This window comes from Sphingopyxis sp. (assembly GCF_050725655.1).
In the GTDB taxonomy this organism is placed as follows: Bacteria; Pseudomonadota; Alphaproteobacteria; order Sphingomonadales; family Sphingomonadaceae; genus Sphingopyxis.
The window spans coordinates 1-12,444 of the sequence record NZ_JBOHHT010000029.1; the positions used below are offsets into that span (position 1 = coordinate 1).

A 12,444-nucleotide genomic window follows, 5' to 3' on the forward strand; every position below is an offset into this window, starting at 1 on the left:
GATGGGGAGGGGGACCGCCGCCGCAGGCGGTGGTGGAGGGGCAGCGACGGTGCGCTAACGCCCCTCCGTCAGCGCTTCGCGCTGCCACCTCCCCATGCCTGCGGCACAGGGAGGACCAAGTGTCCGCAACCGGTCGTTAGCTGACAAGCGCTCCACCAGTTCGATCACGGAATGGCGTAGGTCACATTCGCCTGACCGACGGGTTTGTCGGCATCGTCGGTCCAAATTCGCACGTCCATCACCGCCAGCCGCTTGCCGAGGCGCAGCAGATGCGCGTCGGCGAACAGCGATCCCGGGCGGCAGGGGCGGAGGAACTGATAGTTGAGCGCGCTCGTCACCGCCATCGCGACGGGCCCGATATGCGCGAGAACGAGCGCATAGGCCGCCATATCGGCAAAGCCCATCTGCGTCGGCCCCGAAATCAGCCCACCGGGGCGCAGCGCCTTTTCATCGGGATCGAAGCGGGCCTGAATATGGCCGGGCTCGGCTGACAGGACGTGACCGCGCGAACCCGGCACCGAATGGGGGAAAGCGTCCGCCATGAAGGCGTTGAGCGCATCCGCATCCATGCGGATTGCGCTCGACGATGTTGGCGCCGAAATCGGAACCGCCTCCCCCGCCATCGGATCAGCGCGTCAGCTTCTTGTACGACGTCGCATGCGGGCGTGTCGCATCGTCGCCAAGGCGGCGAATCTTGTCTTCTTCATAGGATTCGAAATTGCCTTCAAACCATTCGACATGGCTGTCGCCCTCGAACGCGAGGATATGCGTCGCGAGGCGGTCGAGGAAGAAGCGATCGTGGCTGATGACCACCGCGCAGCCCGCGAAATTTTCGAGCGCTTCTTCGAGCGCGGCGAGCGTTTCGGTGTCGAGATCGTTGGTGGGTTCGTCGAGCAGCAGGACGTTGCCGCCCTGCTTCAGCATCTTCGCCAGATGGACTCGGTTGCGTTCACCGCCCGAGAGCTGGCCGACCTTTTTCTGCTGGTCGACGCCTTTGAAGTTGAAAGCGCCTACATAGGCGCGCGTCTGCATCTCGTGCTTGCCGATGTTCATCATTTCGGCGCCGCCAGAGATTTCCTGCCAGACATTGTTGTCGGGCTTCAAATCGTCGCGGCTCTGGTCGACGAAGCCGAGATGGACGGTGTCGCCGATCGTCACCTTGCCATTGTCGGGGGTTTCCTGCCCCGTGATCAGTTTGAACAGCGTCGATTTACCGGCACCGTTCGGACCAATGACACCGACGATGCCGCCCGGCGGGAGCGAGAAGGACAGGTTTTCGAAGAGCAGCTTGTCGCCGAACGCCTTCGAGATATTCTCGACCTCGATGACCTTGCCGCCAAGGCGCTGGGGAACCTGAATGACGATCTGTGCCTTGCCGGGGATGCGCTTTTCCTGCGCCTCGACCAACTGGTCGAAGCTTTTGATACGCGCCTTCGATTTGGCCTGACGGGCTTTCGGCGATTGGCGGATCCACTCGAGCTCGTCCTTGATCGCTTTCTGGCGACCGGCGTCTTCGCGCGATTCCTGCTCGAGGCGCTTGCCCTTCTTTTCGAGATAGGTGGAGTAGTTCCCCTCGTAGACGAAATAGCGGCCGCGATCGAGTTCGAGGATCCAGTTCACGACATTGTCGAGGAAGTAGCGATCGTGGGTGACGAGGATGACGTTGCCCGGATAGTCGACCAGATGCTTTTCGAGCCACGCGACGCTTTCGGCGTCGAGGTGGTTGGTCGGTTCGTCGAGCAGCAGGATCGACGGCTTTTCGAGCAGCAGGCGGGTGAGCGCAATGCGGCGCTTTTCACCGCCCGACAGGCTTTCGACGCTCGCATCGCCCGGCGGGCAGCGCAGCGCTTCCATTGCGATCTCCAGCTGGTTGTCGAGCGTCCAGCCGTCGACCGCGTCGATCTTTTCCTGGAGCGTGCCCATCTCTTCCATCAACGCGTCGAAATCGGCGTCGGCGGGCGGATCGGCCATCAGCGTGCTGATCTCGTTGAAGCGCTCCATCATGTCGGCAACGCCGCGGACGCCGTCCATGACGTTTTCCTTGACCGTCTTGGTCGGGTCGAGTTGCGGCTCCTGCGCCAGATAACCGACGGTGATGCCGTCGCCCGCCCACGCCTCGCCGGTGAATTCCTTGTCGATCCCGGCCATGATCTTCATCAGCGTCGATTTACCGGTGCCGTTCGGGCCAACGATGCCGATCTTGGCATCGGGGTAGAATTGCAGGCTCAGATCCTTGAGTGTCGGCTTTTGCGCGCCGGGATAGGTCTTGTTGAGACCCTTCATCACGAAACTATATTGGGCGGCCATGGATATGCTCCGGTCGGGACTGGGCCGCGTGAGGCGGCCGGGAGAGTTTGAGTTGGGCGCCGGTTAGCGAATGGGCGCGCGATTGGCAATCGGCGCATGCGCGCGCGAGGCGCGCCGTTACGAAAGCGGCATGAAAATCCCCCATACCTCAACCCGCTTAGCCGGGATCGCCGCCCTTCTCCTTCTGCGAGGATCGTCACTGCGGCCGCGAAGCATGTCATGTCGGCGGGCCAGCCGCGCCGCACTATCCGCACATTGTGGGCGGGCGCCGAAGAAGTCGGCGTGTTCGGCGGCAAAGCCTATTTCGATGCGCATGGCGAAGAAAAGCATGCAGTCGCGCTCGAATCCGATTTCGGCGCCGACCGCGTGTGGCGGGTCGACTTCAAGCTGCCCGACAGCGCCAAAACACTTTCCGAGCGGATTGCCGCCGCGCTGATGCCGTTCGGGGTCGTGCGCGGTAAGCAGCCGGCGAACGGCGGCGCCGATATTGGTGCGCTCGTGCAGGCAGAGGTTCCGGCGGTCGATCTGGCACAGGATGGGACACGTTATTTCGACATCCACCACACGCCCGACGACACGCTTGATAAGATCGACCCCGCGCAATTGCGGCAAAATGTGACAGTTTGGGCCGCGACTCTGGCGATTCTGGCGAACAGCACGAGCGACGAGCTTCCTTAGTGTGACGGAGAAATGACAGAATACCGCCGCCCCCGACCATCTCAATTATTTTTGTTGACGATTCATGCGGAACGGCTAAATCCCGCGGCTCGCGAAAGGGAAAGTTTCCCCAACGCGGTAAGGCATTTTAGGGAGCCCACACATCATGAAGAAATTCGCTGCTATCGCCGTTGCTGCCAGCATGTTCGCCCTCGCCGCTTGCGGTGAAAAGGCTGCTGAAGAAGCCACCACGGAAGCTCCGGCTGCTGAAGCTGTTGCTGAAGAAGGCGCCGACGCCGCTGCTGCTGGCGCTGAAGCCGCTGCTGCTGGTGCCGACGCTGCTGCTGCTGGTGCAGAAGCTGCTGCTCCGGCTGACGCTGCTGCAACCGCTGCTGCTCCGGCTGATGCCGCTGCTGCTCCGGCCGCTGCTGCTCCGGCTGAAGAAAAGAAGTAAGTCGCAGCCCTTCGGGGCGTTGACTGAAACGAGAAACGGGCGGTCTTTCTTCGGGAAGGCCGCCTTTTTCTTTGCCCGCAACAAAGGCGGGATGGACTTGCGTCCCTGCCCTGTCTAAGGCGCGGGGCAGTAGTCGGGGAGTAGCGCAGCCCGGTAGCGCGCCTGCTTTGGGAGCAGGATGTCGCAGGTTCGAATCCTGTCTCCCCGACCACTATCTTCCCAAATCGGCAGCCCCCAGATTGTGCGGCCCCAAATTATCCGGCGGAGGTCGCGATCAGCCGCGCATAAAAGTCGATCATGCGCTTGAAGCTGTCGATCGTCATATGCTCGTTGGTGCCGTGGATCATCGCGGTTTCCTTCAGCGTGAAGTGCATCGGCATGAAGCGGTACACATCCTCCGAGATCGGCTCCATGCTGCGGCTGTCGGTCGCGCCGACGACGAGAAAGGGCGCGACGACCGCGTCGGGCGCATCGGCGCGCGCGGCAGCCACGACATATTTCCAGCCCTGCGAGCTGCTCGACGACACGCGCGAGGGCTCGTTGGGCGGTTTGACCCAGCTCAGTTCGACCGGCGCATCGTCGACTGCGGCCTTGGCGCGCGCCATGACATCGGCCGAACTGTTCCACGGTGCGATGCGATAGTTGATCAGCGCGGTCGCCGATTGCGGCAGGACATTCTCTTTCGGGCTTCCTTGCAGCATCGTCGGCGCGATCGTCGTGTGAAAGGCCGCTGCCGACGATGGCGATGCCGAAAGCTGCTTTTTCAGCACCGAACCGAGCAGCCACTGATTCGCGACCGCCAGCTTCGTCGTGCCGCCCTTGTGCGCCGCAAGAGCTTCGACCATCGCCGCGCCCGGCCCGCGCATCTCGATCGGGAACGGGCTTTCGGTGATGGCAAGCACGGCGCGCGCCAGCGTCGTCACGCCCGTTTCGGCGGGCGGCATCGAGCTGTGCCCGCCGGGTGCGTTGGCGGTGACCTTGAGCGTCGCATAGCCCTTTTCGGCGACGCCGATCAGGATGGCGGGCCCGTCGATCACCGGCGTGTCGCGCAGCACCACGCTGCCCTCGTCGAGCGTGTAGAGCGCGCGAACGCCCTCGGCCTTCAATTTGGCGGCGGCAGCGACGGCGCCCGATCCGCCGGCTTCCTCATCGTGCCCCGATACGAGGTAGATGCCGCGTTTGGGCTGGAATCCCCGGGCCGCCAGCGCTTCGATCGCTTCGAAGAGACCGACCAGCGAGCCTTTGTCGTCGACGGTGCCGCGGCCCCATACCGCTTTTTCGGCGATCGTCCCCGCAAAGGGCGGATATTTCCAGTCGCCTTCGGTGCCGTCGGTGACCGGCACGACGTCCTGATGCGCCATGACGATGATCGGCGCGAGCGACGTGTCGCTGCCGGGCCAATGATAGATGAGCGTGCGGTTGGGGAGGATGGTGCGCGTCATGACGCGGTGTGTCGCGGGATAGGTCGCCGAAAGCCAGTTGTGCAGCCGGTCCCATTCGGCGACGTCGTTCTCCGCCGGATCCTGGTGCGAAATCGTCTTGATCTGCGCCGCGGCGCTGAGATGTCCGACCGCGGCGTTCAGATCATAGGTCGGCGCTGCGGCGAGCCGGATGTCGCTGCCGTCGGCGATGTCCTCCGGCGCGAAGGTCGCGGTCCGCACCATCGCCGTTCCCGCCACAATTGCAATGACCGCAAGACCCCCGAGCAGTATCGTCCGCCGCTTCCCCATGTCCCTCTCCTTCTGTCAGTAGAGTGGAGAGGTATCGGTTTCGATTTGCAAGGAAAATGGTGGGGGAAATGGTGGGCCCGGCAGGACTCGAACCCGCAACCTAGCCGTTATGAGCGGCCGGCTCTACCATTGAGCTACAGGCCCCCCTTTTGAAACCCGGTGGGGGTGTGCGGGCGATAGCGGAGGCCGCGGCGCATTGGCAAGCGCCAACGATCAGGAGGTTGGCTTAGAATGGGCCTTTCGTTCGGCCATCGCCAATATTTCGGCGGCGGTCGTCGCCTCCACGCCGCGGCGTGCGAGGTGATCGAGCACCACGTCCCACCAGCGATAGAAGAGGTCGAGATCGGCGATGCTGCGGACATAGGGCGTGTTGCCAGGTTGCAGCGATGGCGAGTGGAACGAGAAGGCGAGCACCGGCAGGCGCGCCTCGATGGCGATATCAATCGCCTTACACGCCCGTTCGGCGGGAATCCCCTCGGGCGTCAGCGCGATCCGTTCGACGAGCCCCAGACGCGCGAGCGCGGCGCCGGCGTACGTGCCGTTACGCGCGACGCGGTGATACACGCTGCGCCCCGCTCCCCCGAGCAGGCCGCCAAAGACTGTGGTGACGGGCATTTCGAGCACCTTGCCCTGCCCGGTGCGAACCCACCAGGGATGCAGCGGCGCGGCGCGATAGTCGGGGCCGTGCCCGCCGCGATAATCGAACCCGCTGCGAACCGACGTGTCGCAGCGGAATCCCAGTTCGGCGAGCATCGCCGCGGTGTCGGGACCGAGGCCATATCGCCCGGCGCGATAGACGGCGGGCGCGATGCCGAATCGATCGCGGATCGCATCGCGCAGTGCCTTCATTTTCGCGCGCTGCAAATCGGCCGGCAGGTTTCCGGTATAGCTGTGGCGTTCGCTCACATCCTCGTCGTGCGGCGGCGTCACCCAGGGATGAAGCTGCGCCCCGATCTCGCAGCAGCCGCTGTCCTGCGCGCTCCCGAGAATCTCGACCGCGCGGTCGTCGGTGACGATGGGCCAATCGACCAGATAGATGGGCGAAACGGCGGCGCGCTCGAAATAAGCCTGGCATTCGGCGAGCGCGGGGACCGAGGCGAGCCGATAACCGGTGCGCGCGAAGGGCGCGGCCCAGTCGAAATCCTCTTCGGTATCGATCGTGACCCAAAATCTGGGACGCTCGCCCGCGTCCAGTTCGATCAGGTCCGATGCGGCCGGATATGCAAAGAAATTGCCCGCAGGCTGCACCATGCTCCCCTTTGCCGCGACATATACGCTCGGCCGACCGGCCTATTCGCCTTGCTGGGCTTCCAGCCCGACTTCGGCCTTCGAGTTGGCGGACGGCAGGTGCAAGGTCAAGGCGTTATGCCCGATATCGAGGCGTCCGCCGCTGCCGCGCGCGAGGCTGTCGACGAGACGGAGCGAGAAACCGAGGCTGAGCACCGCGGCACCGGGCGCTTCGCCTTCGGGGCTGAAGCCCGGGTCGAGCAGGTCTGCCGCCGTGGCAAAGCGGATCGTCGCGGGGCGGACGATGCGCAGCTGGAGCATGTCGTCGTGTCGCGATTCGGTCACCAATTGCCCGACCAATATTGCCCCCGGTTCGGACACATCGACCAGCGCCGTCAGCAGACGGCCGACCATCCGCCGAACATCGGCGTCGCTGGCGAGCCCGAGGAACGGTCCCCCGACCCGCGAGATGCTGAGATCGACGCGCTGGTCGGCGAGAAGCGCCGCAAGTTCGCTTTCGACCTGCGTTACCACCACGCCGATGTCGACCACCTCTTCCGACCGGGCGCCGGTGCCCGTCGAGCCGCTTCGTGCCGCGGTCTCCAGATCGTCGATGATCGACTGTACCGACGCGGCATCGGCAACGATTGTCTCGGCCATCCCTCGATAGCCGTGGCTGACCGGCCCGAACATCTGTCCCGAAATAATCTGCGCGAAACCCGAAATTGCATTCAGCGGGCTGCGAAGCTCATGGATGAGCTGACGGATCGAATCGCCCGAATCCTCTGCCGTCGGCCGACCATAGGGCATTTCATTGCGGTGTGGGCGGCGCGCGCTCGCGCGGTAACCGCGGAACTGCCCCGTCGCCGGATCGAACCAGGGCAGCGCAGAAAAACGCCATTCGCCCGCATCCGCCGGAGTCCCCTCCAGCAGCATCCGCGCATTGATGATTTCGGCGCGCTGGCGAAAGCCGCCGGCAGCGACGCCATCGGTGCCAGGCTCGCCGCCATAGGCCGCTTCGGCGATCGACAGGCCGATCACCGCGCCGCGCGTCACGCCCTCGACCCAGTGGATTACGCCATCGGGGCCGGTTTCGAACAGGAATGCCGCGCGCGGCGCGCGCGATTGCGTCGGCTGGACGCGACTCGACTGATATTTGTCGATCCGGCGGACGAGTTCGCTGATCTGGCTCGGATGGTTCTCGGTCGCGGGCTCGGGCGCCGCTTCGGTTGCAGGCACAGGCTCTTCGACAGCCAGAATTTCAGGCTGGGGCAAGGCGACCGACGCGCTGCCAAGGCTGGCGAGCGCGCGATAAACACCGTGCGGCAAGTCGGAGCGTCCCGCCAGCACCGATCGCGCCATCGCGCTCGTCGTCGGCAGCAGCGCCAGCCAGTCGGTTTCGGCGAGCCGCGCATCGCGCAGCATGATCGCCGACACCGCCGGAACATCGTTGGCGTAAAGCGCGACGAGCGGTGCGAAACGGCCGTGGCGCGCGATGGCCCGCGCGCAGTCTCGGCGCACGGATTCGGGGACGCGCGGCCTGAGCACGGCGAGCGCATGCAGGCTGCGGCGAATATCGTCATCGCACAGTTGATTACCGCGCTGAGCCAGAATATCGGTGAGTTGTCGCCAGGCATTGATGCTCGCACGGCGATCCGCAGGCGCCTGGCGCAAGATGGTCGCAATCATCGAGTCAGCAGTCACGCGAAATCAGCCCCACAGCCCTGGTCGTTGGTTAGCATATGCTTACCGGCTAGCGTGAATCATCCGGTCATGAAAGTGCCTTAACCGTCCACGTCGCATTGTGGGACAATTGCAATCGCCTGAAATAATATTATGGTCATCGCAGTTTTGGAAAGCGGATGTTTCAATGATGGCTAGTCAGAAATTCGATCAGATTGATTTGCAGATACTGGGCGAGCTGCAAAAAAACGGGCGGATGACGAATGTCGAACTGGCACAGATGGTGGGGCTGACGGCTCCGCCATGTCTCCGCCGGGTCCGGGCGCTCGAAGAATCGGGTGTCATCCGATCCTATCACGCCGACCTCGATGCATCGAAGCTCGGCTATGGAATTACCGTGTTTGCGATGGTCAGTCTGCGCAGCCAGGCCGAATCCGACCTGAAGGCGTTCGAGGATTATGTCGGCGGCCTCGCCGAGGTGCGCGAATGCTATATGCTGAACGGCGAGATCGACTTTTTGCTGAAAGTCGTCGCGCGCGATCTGCAGAGCTTCCAGTCGTTCCTGACCGCGCACCTGACGTCAGCGCCCAACGTCACCAGCGTCAAAACATCGCTGACGATTCGCACCGCAAAACAGCTCGCCGGAATTCCCGTCGAACCCTGATCGTTCGCACAAGGTGCATAAAAAAGGCGCCGTCCCATCGGAGCGGCGCCCTTTTTCCAGGCCGAACCGATCAGCTGCCGGTCGCGGGGGCCGCTGCCGGAGCGGCCGGAGCAGCGGGCGGAGCATCGATCTTGGCCGTCCACAATTGGGCAAGCCGCTTGCGGGGGCCGTTGATCTGCGCGAAGCTTGCCTTCGCACCCGCGACGTCGCCCGAATGGGCCTGCGCGACGCCCAGGCGATAGGTCCACAATTCCTTGTCGCCGTCGGCGGCCAGCGCCGCCTTGTACAATGGAATGGCGTCGCCATAGCGGCCATAGCCGACCATCGCGTCGCCCGTGGCGCCCGCAACCTTCGGATTCGACAGGGTCGAAGGCTTTTGCGCATAGGCGGTCAACGTCGTTTCCTCGTCGCCCATACGCTCGGACTGGCTCTTCAGCAGCTCGTTGAACTTGGCGTCGCTGTCCGGGATCACTTTGCTCTGCTTGCCGGCCTTGATCAGCGACACGACCTCGCCCGGCAGGGCAGCTTCAGTCGCAAGTGCGGCATATTCCGCATATTCGGGACGTTGCTGCATCGCGCCGGTGGCGCGCATCAGGCGGAGAACATCGAGCCCGATTTCCTTGTCGGGGTTGGCCTGCAACAAGGTGAAGAGCGTCTGACGCCAGACGGTGGGCTGATTATAGTCGCGCATGCGCAGCGTCATCAGGTCGAGCACTTCATTGGTGCGATTGGCGGCCTGCAATGCCTTGATCGGCCGAACATACAGTTCGTCCGACGGGCGCTGGCCGGCGGCACGGCTCGCTTCGATCGCGGTCTTGGCAGTCGCGATGCCCTGATCGACCTGCCCCGAGCTCAGATAGCTGTCCATCAGCAGGACCGGCAGATTGCCATCGGTCGAACCCGCGGCGCGCGCGGCTTCAAGCCGCTTGATCGCCTTCGGATAATCCTTCGCTGAATAAGCGAAGTTGCCCGAGAAGAAGCTGTAGACCGCGAGACTTTCCGGCGGGGTCATGCCCGAATCGAGCATCGCATCGAGGCCCTGGCTCTGGATCGCCTGATCCTTGTTCAAGATGCCGAGTTGGAGCTGGTAGAAAGCGACGAGATATTTGTCGTCGGGCGTGGTGGCGGTTCCCTGCCCTTCGGTCAGCGCCGCCTGCAAGGTCGCGGCATCCTTTGCGGTGGTCGCGTCGGTCATTTTCTTGAGCGCGGGGCCGAACCCCTTGCTCGCCGACAGGCCCTTGCCCTTCGCCTCTTCTTCCTTCTTCGGCTTTTCTTTCTTCTGAGCGGTAGCCGGGGTCGCAGTCGCCATCAGCGCGCAGCCCAGCACAGCGGCCATCGCCGTTGCGGGCATCGAGCGGAAACGGGTGAACATCGAAATCTCTCCTTTGAACTCGGCCGCCTTCGCCCAAGCATGCACCTTTGGCGCACGCAGGTTCGGCCGCGCGTCGTTAACGCGGCTAAACCCGTCGCGTTGCCAAGGCAAGACAGGCGGTATCGATATTTGAATGGAGAAAAGCGGCTGAACCGAAATTGAACCCGGTCTGCCGGTCGGGACCGCGTCCGTCAGGACGGCGGTCAGGCGATCGCGTCGATTGCCAGGCTGATCTGACGCAGCACGGCCGGGTCGCCCGGCGCGCCCTCGATCGCCGCTTCGGCGAGTTGGATCAGCGGGATGATGCCGAAGGTCGCGGCGAGCCCTTTCAGGCGGATTGCCGCCATTTCCCAGTTCGCATCGCAACGCGATCGGCGCATCAGGTCGGACAGGTCGCGCGCGCTGCCGGTAAAGGCGGCGCGCAGATCCATCGCCATAGCCGGGTCATCGCCGAAAGCCGCGCTGAGATATCGGTCGAGAGGGCCGCTGTCGAAAGACATTCCACAGGATTGGCAGCTTGTAGTTAAGTTTCCGTTTCATGGCGGCCATTTGATGCTAAGATGGCAGGATGACGGGGGAAAAGAAAATCGTCGGTTTGTGGCGGAATTCCGCGACGAACCCGGAAGCGGTCAGCGCGGAACCGGCAGAAGTGACGGCGCCCGAAGCCGCGTCTGCGCCCGATACCGAGGCGCCCACCGAACGGAATTGGCTCGACATGTCCTCGCTCAATGACGCCGAGGATATCGACGAAGCGCCACGCGCTGCGCTGGCCTGGCGCGAACGCGTAGCCCCCGCACTGCTCATCCTTCTGGCGATCGGCTGGATGGGGTTCGTTCTTTCCGTCGCAACGGGCGGCTTTGCACGCAGCCCGGCCCTTTCCGCCTGGCCGTCTCTCGTCGCGACGATCGCGATGCCGCTGACGCTGCTCGCGGTGCTGTGGATGGCCTTGCTCCGATCGGGCCGGTCCGAACAGGCGCGCTTCGCCCGTGTCGCGACCGCGCTTCGCGAAGAGAATATGGCGCTCAACCAGTCGATGCATTCGCTCGGCCTGCATCTGGCCGATGCGCAGAAGCAGCTCGGCGATCAGGCGAAGATCGTCCAGCAGCTCGGCTTCGACACCGTATTGCGGCTCAATGAGAGCAGCGACAAGCTCGCCAGCAACGCCTCGGTCATCGCCAATGCGCACGACCAGCTCGCGCGCTCGGGCGATGTCGCGCTGCAGCGGATGGACGGGCTGCTCGCCGGCTTGCCGCGGATCGACGACGTCGCGCAGCGGCTCGCGGTCAATTTCCGCGAGGCAGGACTCGTCGCGCACCAGCAGGGCGCCAACCTCGAAGCCCGGCTCGCGGCGCTCGGCGAGGAGGCCGCAAAGGCGGCGCAGACCGGCACCGAATCGACCGCGACCCTGCTCGAGGCGATCGTCGCATTGCAGGAACAGACAAAGGAAACCGAATCGGATCTGCTCGCCGCGTCGGCGCAAGTCACCAACGAGCAAAACGCAGTGCTCGCGCAAATAACGAATGTTGCGGCCTCGGCACGCGACGATATGGCCTCGACCGTCGCTGCGATGACCGACCGGATGGATCAAAGCTGGCGGCAGTTCCGCGAAGGCGTCGACGACGCCGGCGCGCTAATGGATGCAAAGCTCGGCCTCGCCCGCGATGCCGGCGATGCGATGGGCGCGCAGCTCTCGGCCCACGCCGACGCCAGCGACGCGCTCGCCTCGCGCATCACCGCGCATGTGACCGAAGTCGGCAATCAGCTCGAAATCCTCGATGTCAGTGTCAGCGCCAGCACGGGGGTGATCGGCCGCACGATCGACGACACCAAGGCGCAGCTCAGCGCATTCATGCAGGAAGTGCAGAGCGGCAATGCCTCCGCGCATCAGCTTATCACTCATGCCGAATCGCTCTTGCTCGCGCTCGACGCCGTGACGCGCGAACTCGACGAAACGCTGCCGCACGCGCTCGACCGCATCACCTCGCACGGCAAGACCACCCAGACGGCGCTGTCGCAGCTCCGCCCGATCCTCGACGCGTCGGAACTCGTCGCGCAGTCGACGGCGTCGCATGTCAATGCCGTCCAGGCGACGCTCAAGGCGAACGAGGAGCAGATGACGGGTCATGCGACCAGCCAGCAAGAGCTTGTCGACCGCATCAACAGCTCGCTCGCCGATGCCGAAGCGGCGCTCGCCAAGCTGCGCGAAGGCGCCGACGAATTCGCCGAACAAGGCGGCGCGCGCATGATCGCGACGCTCGGCGAGGTTCGCGCCACTGCCGATTCGGCTGCCGACGAAGCGCGCCTGACGCTCGAAAAGCTGGTGACGAGCGCCCGCGAGACCATGCAGGCG

At 64.1% G+C, this 12,444-nt stretch carries 10 protein-coding genes, 2 tRNA genes and 1 pseudogene; 5 read left to right on the top strand and 8 right to left on the bottom strand.

Annotation, left to right across the window (positions count from 1 at the left end; all coding sequences use genetic code 11):
• Positions 1 to 164: 164 nt before the first annotated feature.
• Both ACREBX_RS03575 and ettA read right to left on the bottom strand, forming a co-directional pair.
• Positions 165 to 569, bottom strand: a complete 405-nt coding sequence (locus ACREBX_RS03575; RefSeq protein WP_431560383.1) for a PaaI family thioesterase — start codon at positions 567 to 569, stop codon at positions 165 to 167.
• A gap of 58 nt (positions 570 to 627) precedes the next feature.
• A complete protein-coding gene (ettA, locus tag ACREBX_RS03580) occupies positions 628 to 2,307 on the bottom strand; it encodes an energy-dependent translational throttle protein EttA (RefSeq protein WP_431560384.1) in 1,680 nt (559 codons plus the stop codon).
• Positions 2,308 to 2,499: 192 nt separating this feature from the next.
• Between ettA and ACREBX_RS03585 the strand changes: the two are divergent.
• The 3 genes and pseudogenes from ACREBX_RS03585 to ACREBX_RS03595 all read left to right on the top strand — a co-directional run.
• Positions 2,500 to 2,985, top strand: a pseudogene (locus ACREBX_RS03585) (M28 family peptidase); the annotation flags it as partial.
• Between the two features lie 203 nt (positions 2,986 to 3,188).
• Entirely contained in the window at positions 3,189 to 3,536 is a 348-nt protein-coding gene (locus ACREBX_RS03590) for a hypothetical protein (protein WP_431560385.1), read from the top strand.
• Between the two features lie 16 nt (positions 3,537 to 3,552).
• A tRNA-Pro gene (locus ACREBX_RS03595) sits at positions 3,553 to 3,629 on the top strand.
• A 43-nt stretch (positions 3,630 to 3,672) separates the two neighbouring features.
• Here the strand turns inward: ACREBX_RS03595 and ACREBX_RS03600 are convergent.
• From ACREBX_RS03600 to ACREBX_RS03615, 4 genes are all read right to left on the bottom strand, one after another.
• Complete coding sequence (locus ACREBX_RS03600) at positions 3,673 to 5,148, bottom strand: M20 family peptidase (protein ID WP_431560386.1); 1,476 nt, start codon at positions 5,146 to 5,148, stop codon at positions 3,673 to 3,675.
• A 69-nt stretch (positions 5,149 to 5,217) separates the two neighbouring features.
• Positions 5,218 to 5,292 (bottom strand) — tRNA-Ile (locus tag ACREBX_RS03605).
• Positions 5,293 to 5,361: 69 nt separating this feature from the next.
• On the bottom strand, positions 5,362 to 6,399 hold the full coding sequence (locus ACREBX_RS03610) for a polysaccharide deacetylase family protein (RefSeq protein WP_431560387.1): 1,038 nt from the start codon (positions 6,397 to 6,399) through the stop codon (positions 5,362 to 5,364).
• A gap of 39 nt (positions 6,400 to 6,438) precedes the next feature.
• Positions 6,439 to 8,079, bottom strand: a complete 1,641-nt coding sequence (locus ACREBX_RS03615; protein ID WP_431560388.1) for a histidine kinase dimerization/phospho-acceptor domain-containing protein — start codon at positions 8,077 to 8,079, stop codon at positions 6,439 to 6,441.
• Positions 8,080 to 8,248: 169 nt separating this feature from the next.
• Between ACREBX_RS03615 and ACREBX_RS03620 the strand changes: the two genes are divergently transcribed.
• Positions 8,249 to 8,722 carry an Lrp/AsnC family transcriptional regulator gene (locus tag ACREBX_RS03620; protein ID WP_037510868.1) on the top strand — a complete coding sequence of 158 codons (474 nt, stop codon included), beginning with the start codon at positions 8,249 to 8,251 and terminating at the stop codon, positions 8,720 to 8,722.
• Positions 8,723 to 8,792: 70 nt separating this feature from the next.
• Here the strand turns inward: ACREBX_RS03620 and ACREBX_RS03625 are convergent, their stop codons facing one another.
• Together ACREBX_RS03625 and ACREBX_RS03630 are read right to left on the bottom strand one after the other, a co-directional pair.
• Complete coding sequence (locus ACREBX_RS03625) at positions 8,793 to 10,094, bottom strand: tetratricopeptide repeat protein (protein ID WP_431560389.1); 1,302 nt, start codon at positions 10,092 to 10,094, stop codon at positions 8,793 to 8,795.
• A 203-nt stretch (positions 10,095 to 10,297) separates the two neighbouring features.
• Positions 10,298 to 10,531, bottom strand: coding sequence for an Hpt domain-containing protein (locus ACREBX_RS03630; RefSeq protein ID WP_431560390.1), 234 nt, complete (start codon positions 10,529 to 10,531; stop codon positions 10,298 to 10,300).
• A 131-nt stretch (positions 10,532 to 10,662) separates the two neighbouring features.
• On the opposite strand from ACREBX_RS03630, the gene ACREBX_RS03635 reads away from it, so the two are divergent.
• The coding region (locus ACREBX_RS03635; protein ID WP_431560391.1) for a hypothetical protein at positions 10,663 to 12,444 on the top strand (1,782 nt) is incomplete at its 3' end.